16 protein-coding genes are annotated in these 14,430 nt (G+C 63.6%); 12 read left to right on the forward strand and 4 right to left on the reverse strand.

Annotated elements, in window-relative coordinates; genetic code table 11:
* Window positions 1–771, reverse strand: a complete 771-nt coding sequence (gene rfbF / locus OIN59_RS13905; protein WP_274111271.1) for a glucose-1-phosphate cytidylyltransferase — start codon at window positions 769–771, stop codon at window positions 1–3.
* Between the two features lie 430 nt (window positions 772–1,201).
* On the opposite strand from rfbF, the gene motA reads away from it, so the two are divergent.
* From motA to OIN59_RS13950, 9 genes are all read left to right on the forward strand, one after another.
* A complete protein-coding gene (gene motA / locus OIN59_RS13910) occupies window positions 1,202–2,062 on the forward strand; it encodes a flagellar motor stator protein MotA (RefSeq protein WP_274111273.1) in 861 nt (286 codons plus the stop codon).
* 119 nt (window positions 2,063–2,181) lie between these two features.
* Window positions 2,182–3,114 carry a flagellar motor protein MotB gene (gene motB, locus OIN59_RS13915; protein WP_274111275.1) on the forward strand — a complete coding sequence of 311 codons (933 nt, stop codon included), beginning with the start codon at window positions 2,182–2,184 and terminating at the stop codon, window positions 3,112–3,114.
* 72 nt (window positions 3,115–3,186) lie between these two features.
* On the forward strand, window positions 3,187–3,573 hold the full coding sequence (gene cheY, locus OIN59_RS13920) for a chemotaxis response regulator CheY (RefSeq protein WP_010466076.1): 387 nt from the start codon (window positions 3,187–3,189) through the stop codon (window positions 3,571–3,573).
* Window positions 3,574–3,577: 4 nt separating this feature from the next.
* On the forward strand, window positions 3,578–4,195 hold the full coding sequence (locus tag OIN59_RS13925) for a protein phosphatase CheZ (RefSeq protein ID WP_274111281.1): 618 nt from the start codon (window positions 3,578–3,580) through the stop codon (window positions 4,193–4,195).
* Window positions 4,196–4,416: 221 nt separating this feature from the next.
* Entirely contained in the window at window positions 4,417–5,571 is a 1,155-nt protein-coding gene (locus OIN59_RS13930) for an EscU/YscU/HrcU family type III secretion system export apparatus switch protein (RefSeq protein WP_274111283.1), read from the forward strand.
* The gene (gene flhA, locus OIN59_RS13935; RefSeq protein WP_274111285.1) at window positions 5,568–7,649 is read left to right on the forward strand and encodes a flagellar biosynthesis protein FlhA; all 2,082 of its coding nucleotides are present in this window, start codon (window positions 5,568–5,570) and stop codon (window positions 7,647–7,649) included. The genes OIN59_RS13930 and flhA overlap by 4 nt, the downstream gene beginning before the upstream one ends.
* Window positions 7,646–9,142: a flagellar biosynthesis protein FlhF gene (gene flhF, locus OIN59_RS13940; protein ID WP_274111287.1), complete on the forward strand. Its 1,497-nt coding sequence runs from the start codon at window positions 7,646–7,648 to the stop codon at window positions 9,140–9,142. Before flhA ends, flhF begins: the two co-directional genes overlap by 4 nt.
* Complete coding sequence (locus tag OIN59_RS13945; RefSeq protein ID WP_274111289.1) at window positions 9,135–9,932, forward strand: hypothetical protein; 798 nt, start codon at window positions 9,135–9,137, stop codon at window positions 9,930–9,932. The genes flhF and OIN59_RS13945 overlap by 8 nt, the downstream gene beginning before the upstream one ends.
* A 166-nt stretch (window positions 9,933–10,098) precedes the next feature.
* Window positions 10,099–10,815, forward strand: coding sequence for an RNA polymerase sigma factor FliA (locus tag OIN59_RS13950; protein ID WP_274111291.1), 717 nt, complete (start codon window positions 10,099–10,101; stop codon window positions 10,813–10,815).
* A gap of 116 nt (window positions 10,816–10,931) precedes the next feature.
* On the opposite strand, the gene OIN59_RS13955 is transcribed toward OIN59_RS13950, so the two are convergent.
* From OIN59_RS13955 to flgA, 3 genes are all read right to left on the reverse strand, one after another.
* Complete coding sequence (locus OIN59_RS13955) at window positions 10,932–11,306, reverse strand: hypothetical protein (RefSeq protein ID WP_274111293.1); 375 nt, start codon at window positions 11,304–11,306, stop codon at window positions 10,932–10,934.
* A 42-nt stretch (window positions 11,307–11,348) separates the two neighbouring features.
* Window positions 11,349–11,669: a flagellar biosynthesis anti-sigma factor FlgM gene (flgM, locus tag OIN59_RS13960; protein ID WP_274111295.1), complete on the reverse strand. Its 321-nt coding sequence runs from the start codon at window positions 11,667–11,669 to the stop codon at window positions 11,349–11,351.
* A gap of 94 nt (window positions 11,670–11,763) precedes the next feature.
* Window positions 11,764–12,576, reverse strand: coding sequence for a flagellar basal body P-ring formation chaperone FlgA (flgA, locus tag OIN59_RS13965; RefSeq protein WP_274111297.1), 813 nt, complete (start codon window positions 12,574–12,576; stop codon window positions 11,764–11,766).
* Window positions 12,577–12,807: 231 nt separating this feature from the next.
* On the opposite strand from flgA, the gene flgB reads away from it, so the two are divergent.
* From flgB to OIN59_RS13980, 3 genes are read left to right on the forward strand one after another with little or no spacing between them, the layout of a single operon-like run.
* On the forward strand, window positions 12,808–13,278 hold the full coding sequence (gene flgB / locus OIN59_RS13970) for a flagellar basal body rod protein FlgB (RefSeq protein WP_274111299.1): 471 nt from the start codon (window positions 12,808–12,810) through the stop codon (window positions 13,276–13,278).
* A gap of 36 nt (window positions 13,279–13,314) precedes the next feature.
* On the forward strand, window positions 13,315–13,719 hold the full coding sequence (gene flgC, locus OIN59_RS13975; RefSeq protein ID WP_274111301.1) for a flagellar basal body rod protein FlgC: 405 nt from the start codon (window positions 13,315–13,317) through the stop codon (window positions 13,717–13,719).
* A gap of 31 nt (window positions 13,720–13,750) precedes the next feature.
* Window positions 13,751–14,404 carry a flagellar hook assembly protein FlgD gene (locus OIN59_RS13980; RefSeq protein WP_274111303.1) on the forward strand — a complete coding sequence of 218 codons (654 nt, stop codon included), beginning with the start codon at window positions 13,751–13,753 and terminating at the stop codon, window positions 14,402–14,404.
* The last annotated feature ends 26 nt before the right edge of the window (window positions 14,405–14,430 follow it).

Raw genomic sequence — 14,430 nt, forward strand, 5'->3', positions numbered from 1 at the left:
TTACCAACACTTCCAGGGCGCGCGGCCCGATTGCCACAGGTCTTCGAGCAGGTTCTTCTCGCGCAGCGTGTCCATGGGCTGCCAAAAGCCGGTGTGTTCAAAGGCGCGCAGCTGGCCACTGCTGGCCAGGCGGGCCATGGGCTCCTGCTCCCAGCTGGTGGCGTCGCCGTCGATGAGATCGATCACCTCGGGCTGCAGCACAAAGAAGCCGCCGTTGATCCAGCCGCCGTCGCCACGCGGTTTTTCCTCGAACCCGGCCACGGTGTCGCCGTCACGCACCAGGGCGCCGTAGCGGCCCGGCGGCTGTACGGCGGTCACGGTCGCTTGGAGACCGTGGGCGCGGTGAAAGGCAAACTGGGCCGTCATGTCGAGGTCGGCCACGCCGTCGCCATAGGTAAAGCAAAAGGGCTCGCCCGCAGGCAGATATTCCTGCACCCGGCGCAGGCGCCCGCCGGTCATGGTGCTTTCGCCGGTGTCCACCAGCGTCACGCGCCAGGGCTCGGCGTGGCGGTGGTGCACTTCCATGCGGTTGTTGGCCATGTCAAAGGTCACGTCCGACATGTGCAGGAAGTAGTTGGCGAAGTATTCCTTGATCACGTAGCCCCGGTAACCCAGGCAGATGATGAAGTCGTTGACGCCATGGGCGGCGTACATCTTCATGATGTGCCACAGGATGGGCCGCCCACCGATCTCGATCATGGGCTTGGGCCGCAGGTGCGACTCTTCCGAGATGCGGGTGCCAAGCCCGCCCGCCAGCAGTACAGCTTTCATGCCCGCAGCATAGTGCAGCCCCAGATGACCAAAAAGGCCCAGTCGCCGCAGAAACACCGCCCAAATAGGGCGTTTGCAAGCGCCATCAACGGCGAACGACGCATTGGTAGTGCACGGAATCTCCAGATTGCTATAAACAAAATAGCAACAAAGGCATAGAACACCTGCGCATCGACACGTTTTGGCAAAATCGGGAGGCTGCAGCGCTCTGCTGGCTTGCAGATCACCCGTCGAGCCAATTCAGCCCCTCAGCCCCGCACTCGATAGCCAGGCAGGCGCCCATTCGCCCAAGAAGCCCCCTGTTGACCGCTCTCTTGCGGCATTCCGCGTTCTGCAATCCGATACATTTACAGTAACCTTCGGTCAATCCGTGGACTGCAGACCACTACGCTGCAGTCGTGCCCCAGCTGCCGCCCAACACGTCTAAAGCATGTTTGTCATCATTGGTTACGTCGTCTGCCTCGGCTGCATCTTCGGTGTGTACATCGTGCACGGAGGCAATATCAGCGTGATTCTCAAGGCCCTGCCGTTTGAGATCATCACCATCCTGGGGGGCGCACTGGGTGCGTTTGTGGTGAACAACCAGCCCAAGGTGATCAAGGCCACCATGGCCGCGCTGCCGATGGCGCTCAAGGGCTCCAAATACACCAAAGAGCGCTACATGGAGCTGATGGCCATGCTCTACGACATCCTGCAAAAAGCCCGCAAAGAGGGACTGATGGCCATTGAAAAGGATGTCGAGGCACCCCACGAATCCGAGATTTTTAAGAAATACCCCACCGTAGGCAGCGACCACCACGTGATCGAGTTCACTACCGACTACCTGCGCATGATGGTGTCGGGCAACCTCAACTCGCACGAGATCGAAGCGCTGATGGACAGCGAAATCGACACCCATCACCAGGAAGCCCACGCCCCCGTTGCGGCCCTTGCGCGGCTGGCGGGCGCCCTGCCTGCGTTCGGTATCGTGGCGGCCGTGCTGGGCGTGGTGAACACCATGGGATCGGTGGGCCAGCCGCCGTCGGTGCTGGGCGGCATGATCGGCTCGGCGCTGGTGGGCACGTTCCTGGGCATTTTGCTGGCTTACGGCGTGGTCGAGCCCCTGGGCGGCCTCGTCGAGCAAAAGACCGAGGACGCAGCCAAAGAGCTGCAGTGCATCAAGTCCACCCTGCTGGCCAGCATGCAAGGCTACAACCCCGCCACAGCCATTGAGTTTGGCCGCAAGGTGCTGTTCTCCAACGTCCGTCCCAGCTTCACGGAGCTGGAAGGGCATGTGAAGGGGAAAAAATGAGACTCCTCCCTGAGGCGCTGCGGGGCGGCCCTTTCTCGGCTGCCCTGGCCTGGGACGCGCTGGTATCAAAGGCCGCAGGCGGTGCGCAGCGTCATGGAAAGCCGGAGAGATAGCTGACCATGGCAGAAAAGAAGCTTCAGCCCATCATCATCAAGCGCGTCAAGAAAGGCGGCCACGCGGTGCATGGTGGCGCCTGGAAGATCGCTTACGCCGACTTTGTGACGGCGATGATGGCGTTCTTCTTGCTGATGTGGCTGCTGGGCTCCACGGCCAAGGGCGAACTGCAGGGCATTGCGGCGTATTTCGCTTCGCCACTCAAAGTGGCGATGACCGGAGGCGACGGTGCGGGCAACAGCTCCAGCGTCATTCCGGGCGGCGGCAACGATCTGGCCAAGGTGCACGGCCAAGTGCGCCGCTCCGATGTGGAAGAAGCCAAACAGCGCCGCATGAGCATCGATGCCGCACGCGCAGAACGCGCCAAGCAGGACCAGGAACGCATCAAGGCCCTGGAGGCCAAGATCGATGCCCTGATCACCGAAAACCCGCGCCTGAATGAGTACAAGTCGCAGATCCGCATCGACATCACACCCGACGGCCTGCAGATTCAGATCATTGACGACCAGAACCGCCCCATGTTCGACAGCGGCAGTGCGTTGGTAAAACCCTACATGCGCGACATCCTGCGAGAAATTGGCGCGGCCCTGGGGGGCGTCGAAAACCGCATCAGTCTTGCGGGCCACACCGACGCCGTGCCCTATGGCAACAGTGAAAAGGGCTACAGCAACTGGGAGCTATCGGCCGACCGCGCCAACGCCTCGCGGCGGGAACTGGTCTCTGCCGGTATGCCAGACGCTAAACTGGGCCGTGTGGTGGGCTTGGCCGCCAGTGATCTGCTGGATCCCCAGAACCCACGCTCCCCCTCCAACCGGCGCATCACCATCACGGTGTTGACCCGCGAGGCCGAAGAACGGCTCATGGGCAAAGGGATCCCCGAAATCACGTCCACAGAACTGTTGACTGAAAAGCGGGAAAATCCCCCCCCAAGCAGGTAACAGTTACGACTTGTCACCAAACCTGCCGCCCATGACAATGCTTACAGTAAATCTCGACTGAAAGGGTCCCAAGTGACCACAGCCCTTCGTTTTTTGATCGTTGACGACTTCTCCACCATGCGACGCATCGTTCGCAACCTGCTCAAGGAGAGCGGGTTTGCAGACGCTGACGAAGCCGAGGACGGCGTCGCCGCACTCAACAAACTTCGCAATAGCAAGTTTGACTTTGTGGTGACCGACATCAACATGCCCAACATGAACGGCTTCCAGCTGCTGGCCGAAATCAAGAAGGACGACAAGCTCAAACACCTGCCCGTCCTGATGGTGACCGCCGAAGCCCGCAAGGAAGACATCGTTGCCGCTGCGCAGGGGGGTGCTGCGGGCTATATCGTCAAACCCTTTACCAAGGCGACCCTGGAAGAGAAGGTGACCTTGATTCTGAAGAAGATGGGGTTATGACACCATGGACGACACACCGGACAACAGCCAGCCAGCCGATGTTCACCACAAAATTGGCCTGCTGACTCGCCAACTTCACGACTCGCTCAACGAGCTGGGTTACGCCGACAAGCTGCGCGGCTCGATGGGCGAACTGCCCGACGCGCAGAGCCGACTGTCATACATCGCCCGCCTGACCGGAGAGGCTGCCGAGAAGGTGCTCAACCGCGTCGAACAAGCCAAGGCCCAGCACGACTACATCGCGGCGGAAACGCGCCGGGTGGTCAACTCGCTGGTTGCAGACCCGGTGGCTGCCGTGGCCAAGGGCGAGATCTTCAACTTCATGACCGACGTGGAGCGCGTGACCAAAGAGGCCGACACGCACCTCACGGAAATCATGATGGCGCAGGACTTCCACGACCTCACCGGCCAGGTGATTGCGCGCGTGGTGAACCTGGCAGCCACCATTGAAGAGCAACTGGTACAGCTGCTCATCCAGACGGCCCCGTCCAGCGCGCAGGTGCCCGCCGAGCCCGCCCGCCCAGCACACCTGCAGGGCCCGGTGGTGGACCCGGAGAACACCCCCGACGTGGTCACCGACCAGTCCCAGGTGGACGATCTGCTGGCCAGCCTCGGCTTCTGACCCTCCACCTCCGGTCTAATTGGCTGCTAGCGCTTATGCAATAAGCGCTAGCAGCTATCATTTTGATATTGAAAATGGTAGCGCACGGCGCGATCCGGGCAGAGTCCCGCCACTGAAAACACCCAGGCCGTTACCGAAAAGAGGGGGCTGCAGCCCCCTTATCAGCCTTTAGATTTCCAGGTCGCTCACGACAATGGCATGACACCAGCCGTCATGCCACCATGGAATCCAGCCAAGAAAAAAGCCTCCCCGCGTCAGAGCGCAAGCTGCAAAAAGCGCGCGAAGACGGTCAAGGGGCACGCTCGCGCGACCTGTCGCACCTGGCCATCCTGGGCGCAGGGGCGGCGTGCATGCTGCTGCTGGCGCCTGAGCTGATGGACCGCATGCAGTGGGCCATGAGCCAGCAGCTGGCGTTCAATGCGGCCACCGTGATGGCGCCGGGCACCATGCTCTCCCGTCTGCAGGACATGGTCATCGTGGGCTTGGTGGCCAGCACAGTGTTTGCCACGCTCACCAGCGCTGCCGCGCTGATCAGCGCCATTGGGGCGGGCGGCTGGATCCTCAGCGCCAAGCCCATCACGCCGCAGTTCAACCGCCTCAACCCGATCTCCGGGTTGACCAACCTGTTTTCCAAACAACAGATGGCCAACGTGGCCAAGATGGTGCTGATGACCGCCATCCTGAGCTACGTGGCCTGGAAGTTCCTGGGCAACAGCATCGAATCGGTCGCCATGCTGGTGCTGCAGCCCTCGCCGCTGGCCATTCGCCAGATTGCGGACTGGCTGACCTCGGGCATGAGCCTGTTGTTGCTGGTCGTATTCCTGGCAGCTCTGGTGGATGTGCCTTTGCAGGCGCACTTCTTCAAGGAGCGCCTGAAAATGTCGCACGAGGAAGTCAAGCAGGAGCACAAGGAGTCGGACGGCAACCCCCATACCAAGGGTCGCATTCGCCAAAAGCAGCGCGAGATCGCCGACCGCGCCAGCGTGGGCGCCGTGCCCAAGGCCGACTTTGTGGTGATGAACCCCACCCACTATGCGGTGGCCCTCAAGTACGACGAGAAGACCATGAGCGCGCCCCAGGTCATCTCGCGCGGCACCGATCTCATCGCGATGAAGATCCGCGACGTGGCCAAGGAGCACGACGTGCCCGTGTTGCAGTCGCCCATGCTGGCCCGCGCGCTGTATGCCCACGCCGAGCTGGACCAGGCCATCCCCGCCACGCTTTACACCGCTGTGGCCCAGGTGCTGGCCTATGTGTACCGCCTGAAGGCCGCCCTGCGTGGCGAAGGCCGTATGCCCGATAGCCTGGTGGAGCCTTTCGTGCCGCCTGAACTCGATCCGCTGAACCGCACCACGGTGCAAGGTGCCGCCGTATGAACACCTCTGTAAAGTCTTTGCAGCAATGGGCGGGCACCAACGCCGGTGCCCTGCAGGGCCTGTCGGCACCGCTGTTGGTGGTGGCGATTCTGGCGCTGATGGTGTTGCCCATCCCGCCGTGGCTGCTGGATGCGTTTTTCACGCTCAACATCGCCGTCGCGCTGATGGTGATGATGGTGGCGGCCTACATGCTGCGCCCGCTGGACTTCGCGGCCTTCCCTTCGGTGCTGCTGCTGACCACGCTGATGCGCCTGTCGCTGAACGTGGCCTCCACGCGCGTGGTGCTGCTCGAAGGCCACCAGGGCCCGGGCGCCGCTGGCGCGGTGATCGAGGCCTTCGGCCACTTCCTGATCGGCGGCAACTTTGCCGTTGGCCTGATCGTGTTTGCCATTCTGGTGGTCATCAACTTTGTGGTGATCACCAAGGGCGCGGAGCGCATTGCCGAAGTGTCGGCCCGCTTCACCCTGGACGCCATGCCCGGCAAGCAGATGGCGGTGGACGCCGACCTGAATGCGGGCCTGATCGACGAAAAAGAAGCCAAGCGCCGCCGCGCCGAAGTGGCAGAAGAAGCCAACTTCTTCGGCTCCATGGACGGTGCCTCCAAGTTCGTGCGCGGCGATGCGGTCGCCGGTATCTTGATCCTGCTCATCAACATCATTGGCGGCTTCGCCATTGGTGTGTTGCAGCACGACCTGTCGGCCAAGCAGGCCGCAGACAGCTACATCCTGCTGGCCATTGGCGATGCGCTGGTGGCACAGATTCCCGGCCTGCTGATTTCGGTGGCAGCCGCCATGGTGATCTCGCGCGTGGGCAAGGACCACGACATGGGCCGCCAGATCGTGCAGCAGCTGTTCATGTCGCCACGCGTGCTGGGCGTGACCGCCGGCATCCTGATTTTGCTCGGCTTGATCCCCGGCATGCCGCACGTGGTGTTCCTGACCATGGGCAGTCTGCTGGGCTATGGCGCCTGGGTGATGTACGAGCGCCAGAAGGCGCCCCCGGTGGTCGAAGCGCCACCCGCTCCTGTCGCCGACGGCGAAGCCACCTGGGACGACCTGCAGCCTGTGGACCTGCTGGGCCTGGAACTGGGCTACCGCCTTATCAGCCTGGTGGACAAGAGCCGCCAGGGCGACCTGCTCACCCGCATCAAGGGCGTGCGCCGCAAGTTTGCGCAAGAGGTGGGCTTTCTGCCACCGGCCGTGCACGTGCGCGACAACCTCGAACTCAAGCCCAGCGGCTACCGCATCACGCTGCGCGGCGTGGTGGTGGGCGAGGGTGAAGCCTTCCCCGGCATGTTCCTGGCCATCAACCCCGGCGGCATCACCACACCACTGATCGGCACGGCCACTACGGACCCCGCCTTTGGCCTGCCAGCACACTGGATCGACGATCGGCAGAAGGAAGCGGCACAAATGGCTGGTTTTACCGTCGTTGATTCCGAAACCGTGATGGCCACCCATTTGTCACACTTGATGCAAGTGCAAGCCGCCAAGCTTCTGAGTCGTACCGAGACCCAGCAACTGGTGGAACACGTGGCCAAGCTGGCCCCCAAGCTCATCGAAGAAGTGGTTCCGAAAATGGTCTCCATCGCAACGTTCCAGAAAGTCCTCCAGCTGCTGCTGGAAGAGTCTGTGCACATCCGCGATATCCGCACCATCATCGAAACGCTGGCCGAGTTTGCCGGTGGTGTCTCGGACCCCGTCGAGCTGGCCCGCCGCGTGCGCATTGCGCTCTCGCCTGCCATCGTGCAGCAGATCTACGGCCCCACCCGCGAGCTCAACGTCATTGCCATCGAGCCCGGCCTGGAGCGCCTGCTGGTGCAAGCCCTGGGCAACGCCGCAGGGCCTGCGCTGGACCCAGGCGTGGCCGACATCCTCACGCAAAAAGCGGCCGAAGTGGCCCTCAAGCAGGAAGAAATGGGCCTGCCCGCCTGCCTGCTCGTTCCAGACCAGATCCGCAATGCCATCTCCCGCCTGGTGCGCCGCGTGGCGCCCCGCCTGCAGGTGCTGGCACACAGTGAAATTCCAGAGACCCACACCATCCGTATTGGGCCGATCCTTAGAGGTGCATCAGCATGAACATCAAACGCTTTACCGCCCCCACCTCCCGGGAGGCTCTGGCCAAGGCGCGCATGGCCTTTGGCGACGGCACGCTGATCCTGTCCAACCGCCCCACGGCCAACGGCGTCGAAGTGGTGGCCACGGCCGAGGACACGCTGTCGGCCCTGGACGGTGGTGTGCCCACCTCTTCTTCCAACCCACCCCTGCTGGCGCCCAGCACCGCGCGCAGCGCACCACAGCGCGCCAGCCAGCCTGCCGCAGCGTCTGGCCTGGGCCGCAACCCGGTGGAGGAAGACACCGAACAACTGGCCATGAGCACGCTGTCGTTCCAGGACTATGTGCGCGAGCGCATGCTGCGCCGTCGCCACGAGGCACTGAACGGCCCGTCGGAGCCCCAAACACTGTCTGAACGCAGCCGCGACCAGGAGCCGGAACGCGAACGCATGCCAGCGCCCTCTGTGGCGCGCCACAACCCGTTGCGCACCATCCCGATGGACATCCCGCCCGAACCACCACGCCGTCGGCAAGAGGCTCCCAGCGCCCACCTGATCCAGTCGAACAACCAGCAAAGCGTGATGAACGAACTGCACGCGATGAAGGAGCTGATTGAAGACCGCTTCAACACGCTGGCCTGGCTGGGCCAGGCGCGCCAGAACCCGATCCAGTCCAACCTGATGCTCAAGATGATCCGTGCTGGATACTCCCCATCGCTGGCCCGCGCCGTGCTCGAACGCATGCCTGAAGACCTGTCGGCTGGCGAATCGGTGCGCTGGCTGATGGAGGTGCTGGAGCGCAACCTCAAGACCGACCAGACCGATCCCCCACTCTACGAACAGGGCGGCATCTTCGCCATGGTGGGCTCCACCGGTGTGGGCAAGACCACCACCACCGCCAAACTGGCCGCGATGTGCGCACGCATCCACGGCCCCGGCAGCGTGGGCCTGATCACGCTGGACACCTACCGTGTGGGTGCCCACGAACAACTGCGTACGTATGGCCGCATGCTGGGCATCGTGGCCCACCTGGCCCATGACCGCGCCGCGCTGCAGGACCTGCTGGGCCTGCTCAGCGGCAAGAAGATGGTGCTGATCGACACCACCGGCGTGGCCCCTCGCGACCCCCGCAAGCGCGACATGCTGGACGTGCTGGACCTGCCCCACGTCAACCGCCTGCTGGTGCTCAACGCCGGCTGCCACGGCGACACGCTGGACGACGTGCTGACCGCCTTCAAGACCGACGGCTCGCAGCAGGCCATCCTGTCCAAGGTGGACGAAGCCGTGAAGCTGGGCCCCGCGATCGATGCGCTGATCCGTCACCAGATGGTGCTGCGCGGCGTGACCAACGGCCAGCGCGTGCCCGAGGACTGGGAACGCGCCAACGCCCACCAACTGATCAGCGCGTCCATGCGCGCGCCAGCCAAGTCGGCGTTCGACCCCAAGGCCACGGACCTGAACTTCTTTTTCTCGCACTCTCCCGACACCGTGACGGAGGGGGGGCTGGTCGATGCTTGATCTGGGTTTTCATCAGGCGTCCAGCCTGCACAGCCTCACCCCGCAGGCCGAGTTGCGGCTGCTGGCGGTGGCCAGCCAGGGCAACACTGCGAGCGGTCTGGAAACGCTGTGGCAGATCTGCGCCAGCCTGCAGCGGCTGGGCTATCCGGTGGTAGTGCTCGACGGCACGGCGCAGGAGTCCGACGACAGCCCCGGGCTGCTGCACCTGCTGCAACATGCCACCTGGAATGACGGTGCGAGCCTGAACCTGGGCGCCACGGCATCCTCGCTCGCCGTGATACCGGCGGCCAAGGGGCTGCAGTATCTGAGCCGCAAGGCAAGCGGCACCACGCGGTCGCCGATGGAGAGCCTGTTGCCCTACTTCAGGACCTACGGTCTGATGGTGATTCACGCACCAGCGTCCACCCTGGGGCCCCTGCTGACCCACACGACCACAGTGCCGCTAGTGGTCATGGGCAGTGGTGCAGCGGGCGTAATGACCAGCTACAAGAGCCTCAAGCAGATTGCCCTGCACACCGGGTTGCCATGCATGGTGGCCGCTTTGCTGCACAACAACACGGCCGCTGAACGCCGCAAGGCCCAGTCCCAACTGATGACGCTGCAGGCCTGCGCCGAACGCCATCTGGGCGGCCCGATACGGACCACCACCATTGCCACGCAGAATCCCCAGGAGCTACAGCGCCTGGCCTTGCAACTGCTGGAAAATGCGGGCACTATGAACGGAGCGCTGGCTGCGCTGACACCCAGCAACTTGACAGGCATGTCTGCGCATTTTGTCCGGAGCCATTGACCAGAGCCTGTGATGCACCTCTACGTACCCACGTTCACCCGAAACGCTCTAAACGGCTCGGCAAGTCGCTGGCCCCGAGCGGCGGGTGAGCATCGGGCGATGCCCCCCTCAAGCGGCTCCAGAACAAGATCGCATACCCGCCCTACCAGTGCATAACACCCTCTCTATGTACACCGCCAAAGGCCAGCTTGATCGCGATGCCATGATCCGCCAGCATGTACCGCTGGTGCGGAGGATTGCGCACCACATGATCGCCAAGCTGCCTCCCAATGTGGAGCTGGATGACTTGATCCAGGTCGGCATGATGGGCCTGGCCGACGCCCTGTCGCGCTACGAAGTCGCTCAAGGCGTGCAGTTTGAAACCTTTGCCACCCAGCGCATCCGGGGCGCCATGCTCGACGAGCTGCGCGAGGGTGACTGGATGAGCCGCAGCTCGCGCAAGAGCCAGAAAGACATTGAACACGCCGTGCACCGGCTGGAGCAAAAGCTGGGCCGCAGCCCGCTGGAGTCAGAAATAGCGGGCGAGATGGGCATGAACCTGGCGGACTACCAGAATCTGCTGGGCAAGGTCCGTGGTACCCAACTGGTGTACCTGGAAGACATGACACATGGCAACGACGACGAGGACGGATTTCTGGACCGCCACGTTGCCGACAGCGCAGCCGACCCGGTGGAGCTGCTGCGCGACCAGCGACTCAAAACGTCGCTGGTGAACGCCATCAAAACGCTGCCCGAGCGCGAGCAGTACATCATGGGCATGTACTACGAACATGACATGAACCTCAAGGAGATCGCCGCCGTGCTCGGCGTCACCGAGTCGCGCGTGTGCCAGTTGCACAGCCAGTCGATCGCCCGGCTGCGGGCCAAGATGCGTGCGCACTGAGCGCACATAACCGGCCGATACAAGGCGCCACGCAGGTTGTGGCGCACGTCCATAGGGTTACGGGGCGCCGCCTGTGGCGACCTGGCCCACAACCCCTTCTGAAAAACGGGTGAAGCTCAGCCCGCCGAGCGGTAGATGCGCGCCACGCCCGGCGCAGCACCGCGTGTCCCCAGGCCATCACCATAGGTAGCGGCCGCGTTGGAGGGTGGCAGCAAGCCCGCGGCCTGGCGGTCGGTGCTGGCGGCAAGCCGGGCCAAGCTCTCGCGGTGCACAACCAGCATGGTACGGATGGCATCCGCGCGCTTTTGCAGCGACGCCGGCAAGGGCAAACCCCGCGCAGCCGCCTGCTCCAGCGCACGCGAAAAATCGGCCGCTGCATTACGCAGGGCCGTACTGTGTTTTTCCAGGGAGGTGGGATCTGCCGCCAGGAGTGCGGTGGAGACTTGTTCGATCAGCTGCTCAACAGCCGAGAGGGATTCTTCCAGAGACATGGCGCATTGTGCGATGGATTGCGCCTGGGAGCAAAACGCCGATCAACCCCGCGAGCGGGACAGGATCTCCTGGGCGTTGGACAACAGCTTGTCGGCGATGGCTTCGGCATCCACCGAAAATTCACCCTTGTCGATAGCGGCGCGCACGGCCTTGACCTTGCCTGCATCGAAATCTGCCGTGCTGCGGGTCGTGGGGCTGAGCGCCCGGGCAGCCGTGGAAACAGTGACAGGCACACCGACGGATGACGCAACCAGCGCGTCTTTGGTGGCGCCTTCAGCAGCGCTTGCTGGGGCCTTGGCTTGCTTGGCAAGCCCCGTCGGCGGCAACCCGCCCGGCAGTTCCGGTGTTTGACCTATCTTCATCGCTCTCTCCACCACCCCGTTGGATGTGGGGCATCAGTAGCAATGTTTTCGACCCGTTTGGCCCGGACTTTAGCCATTTATTACCGGGACGTCATCACAGAGTGACGTCCACTGTCCCAGAATCACTCACAGTACCACTCACTATACGGCCATTCTCCATGCGTACGCGCACAGTCTGCCCGGCGGAGCCTGCGGTCAGTGCCTGGCCCGCAGAGCTGACCGCATAGCCCGGCCCCTGCGCCACCACCTTCACCTGCGCACCGGCCTTGAACAGCAGCGGCGCGCGCACCATGGCCTGGCGCACCGCCTGCCCTGCCACCAATTGGCGGGCAGCGGTCTGGCCCACCCACAGGTCGGGGTTGGCCAGGACGGGAGAGGCATCGGCCGCCCAGTCCACTTCGGCCTCGGTGGCGTCATTGGCCGTCAACGCGGCGCCCGGCGCCACATTATTGGTCAACACCCAGGCCGGACCAAACGCTTTGATGGTGACGGGCAAAAACACATTCCATGCGGTGGCACCCTCCACACAGCGCAGCCCCAGGCGTGTCCGGCCCCACAGGCGGGCCCCTACGGGCAGATAGGGCTCGACACGCGCGCAGGGCGCCAGCCGTAGGCGCGAATCCAGTGAGCCAACGCTCACTTCCATACGCAACGGCAGCGCGGAGGACTGGTTGCGAGCCAACGCATCGTCCAGCCAGCGCTGGGTGAGCGGGCCCAGGTCCGCCGCCGGGTCTGCCGCCGACTGGGCCTGTGCGACCCCACCGGCACCCAGCGCGGCCCCAGCCACGGCACCCACCAGGCACAGCGCGCGCACCACGGCACCAGCACGCGCAGCCAGCGACGACCGGGGGGCGCTGCGCAGCGCGGCGCCATTGTTGGCACGAGAAAAAAAGGAGCGAGTGGTCATGGGGCCTCCTGGACATCGGCTGGCCAGGCTGCCCGCGCACGGGGCGCTAAGGAAGGCAGGGGCCATTTCACCCCAAGAACTATAGGCAGATGGCCCGGGCGCAAAACCCGGAACTGCGCATCCATTTGCCACTTCTTCGCGCTTTAGAAAAAAGGCGCGGTTTCCATAATCGAGCAACGCCAAAAAGCCCTCCGGGGCTGGCGCCTTTGCAACCGACGGTGTGAGGCACACATGCTTGACAAGATGACCAACCAGCTGAATTTTCACGGCAACGCCCTGGTGCTGCGCGGGGAACGTCAGCGCGCCATCGCCAGCAACATTGCCAACGCCGACACCCCCGGCTACGTGGCCCGCGACTTCAAGTTTGGCGATGCGCTGCGCGAGGCCACGGGCATGACTTCTTCCGCCACAGGCATCGCTGGCGCAGCGGTCACGCGGCTGGCAACCGGAGGCTCGTACGGAACCGCAGGCACCACCGATCCGCACCATATTCCGCTGCCCACCGTGAATTCCAGCACCAGCATCGACCGGCAGGGCGCCCTGGGCTATGCCGTGCAAACGCAGCCGAGCCTGGACAACAACTCGGTGGACCTGGACCGCGAGCGCGCCAACGCCGTGGACAACGCCGTGCGCTACGAAGCCACGCTGCGGTTCATCAACGGCAACGCCAAAACCATGCTCAGCGCCATCCAGGGCCAATAACCAGCCAGCCCTGCAACGCAGAAAGCGAGCCACTCCATGTCCATGTTTTCGATTTTCAATGTGTCCGGCAGCGCCATCAGTGCGCAGTCACAACGGCTCAACGTGGTGGCCAGCAACCTGGCCAACGTGGACGCTGTGGCCGGCCCCGACGGCCAGGCCTACAAGGCTCGCCAGGCGGTGTTCCAGACAGTGCCCATGGGAGCCGACAGCTCTGCGGGCGTCAAGGTCAGCGGCATCAGCGAAAGCAATGTGCCCGGCCGCCGCGTACACGACCCCAGCCACCCGTCGGCCGACGAGCAAGGGTATGTGACGCACTCCAACGTCAACGCGGTCGAGGAGATGGTCAACATGATCTCGGCCTCGCGCTCGTACCAAAACAACGTCGAGGTCATGAACACGGCCAAGTCACTGCTCCTCAAGACCCTGCAGATGGGCCAGTAAGGCAAAAGCCTGCTCCAAGAAGGACACCACCATGATTCTCAGTGCCACCAACGCCCCCACGGTGACGGACTCGTCCGGCACCAAGGCCAACGCGTCCACCGACCCGGCTGCAGCGCAAGACCGCTTTTTGAAACTGCTGGTTGCGCAGCTGAACAACCAGGACCCGATGAACCCCCTGGACAACGCCCAGATGACCTCGCAGATCGCGCAGATCAACACGGTGACCGGCATCCAGCAACTCAACCAGACGATGCAGAGCATGGCTGCGCAGTTCAACTCGCTGCAGGTCATGCAGGGCACCGCCCTGGTGGGTCGCAATGTGCTGACCGAGGGCTCCAGCCTGGCGGTGGCCGACAAGACCGGCAAGGGCGGTTTCGAGCTGGGCTCGGCCGCCACCAACGTGAAGATCGAGGTCACAACCGCTGGCGGCCAGGTGGTGGACACCATCGACCTGGGCGCCAAGGCGGCAGGCCGCCACACCTTTGACTGGGACGCCAGCAAATACACCGGCGCCACCGATGCACTGCAGTTCCGCGTGACGGCCGTCAATGGCTCCACCAAGCTGGACTCCACCGCACTGAGCCTGGCCAAGGTGACGGCCGCAGGCGCCGAAGACGGACAGCTCGTGCTGAGCCTGTCCAACGGCAAAACCATCAACTACAGCCAGATCAAGGCCTTGGTGTAACACCAGCCTGCTTCGTATCGCGTCAA

This window comes from Acidovorax benzenivorans (genome assembly GCF_028680575.1).
GTDB lineage: Bacteria > Pseudomonadota > Gammaproteobacteria > Burkholderiales > Burkholderiaceae_C > Acidovorax > Acidovorax benzenivorans.

What these genes read in the sequence shown, in the direction of transcription:
- flgB (WP_274111299.1), top strand. Translation starts at nt 12,808, where the DNA reads ATGCTTGACAAGATGACCAACCAGCTGAATTTTCACGGCAACGCCCTG.
- OIN59_RS13925 (WP_274111281.1), top strand. Translation starts at nt 3,578, where the DNA reads ATGGACGACACACCGGACAACAGCCAGCCAGCCGATGTTCACCACAAA.
- rfbF (WP_274111271.1), bottom strand. Translation starts at nt 771, where the DNA reads ATGAAAGCTGTACTGCTGGCGGGCGGGCTTGGCACCCGCATCTCGGAA.
- OIN59_RS13980 (WP_274111303.1), top strand. Translation starts at nt 13,751, where the DNA reads ATGATTCTCAGTGCCACCAACGCCCCCACGGTGACGGACTCGTCCGGC.
- motB (WP_274111275.1), top strand. Translation starts at nt 2,182, where the DNA reads ATGGCAGAAAAGAAGCTTCAGCCCATCATCATCAAGCGCGTCAAGAAA.
- OIN59_RS13950 (WP_274111291.1), top strand. Translation starts at nt 10,099, where the DNA reads ATGTACACCGCCAAAGGCCAGCTTGATCGCGATGCCATGATCCGCCAG.
- motA (WP_274111273.1), top strand. Translation starts at nt 1,202, where the DNA reads ATGTTTGTCATCATTGGTTACGTCGTCTGCCTCGGCTGCATCTTCGGT.
- flgM (WP_274111295.1), bottom strand. Translation starts at nt 11,669, where the DNA reads ATGAAGATAGGTCAAACACCGGAACTGCCGGGCGGGTTGCCGCCGACG.
- OIN59_RS13945 (WP_274111289.1), top strand. Translation starts at nt 9,135, where the DNA reads ATGCTTGATCTGGGTTTTCATCAGGCGTCCAGCCTGCACAGCCTCACC.
- flgA (WP_274111297.1), bottom strand. Translation starts at nt 12,576, where the DNA reads ATGACCACTCGCTCCTTTTTTTCTCGTGCCAACAATGGCGCCGCGCTG.
- OIN59_RS13955 (WP_274111293.1), bottom strand. Translation starts at nt 11,306, where the DNA reads ATGTCTCTGGAAGAATCCCTCTCGGCTGTTGAGCAGCTGATCGAACAA.
- flhA (WP_274111285.1), top strand. Translation starts at nt 5,568, where the DNA reads ATGAACACCTCTGTAAAGTCTTTGCAGCAATGGGCGGGCACCAACGCC.
- flhF (WP_274111287.1), top strand. Translation starts at nt 7,646, where the DNA reads ATGAACATCAAACGCTTTACCGCCCCCACCTCCCGGGAGGCTCTGGCC.
- OIN59_RS13930 (WP_274111283.1), top strand. Translation starts at nt 4,417, where the DNA reads ATGGAATCCAGCCAAGAAAAAAGCCTCCCCGCGTCAGAGCGCAAGCTG.
- flgC (WP_274111301.1), top strand. Translation starts at nt 13,315, where the DNA reads ATGTCCATGTTTTCGATTTTCAATGTGTCCGGCAGCGCCATCAGTGCG.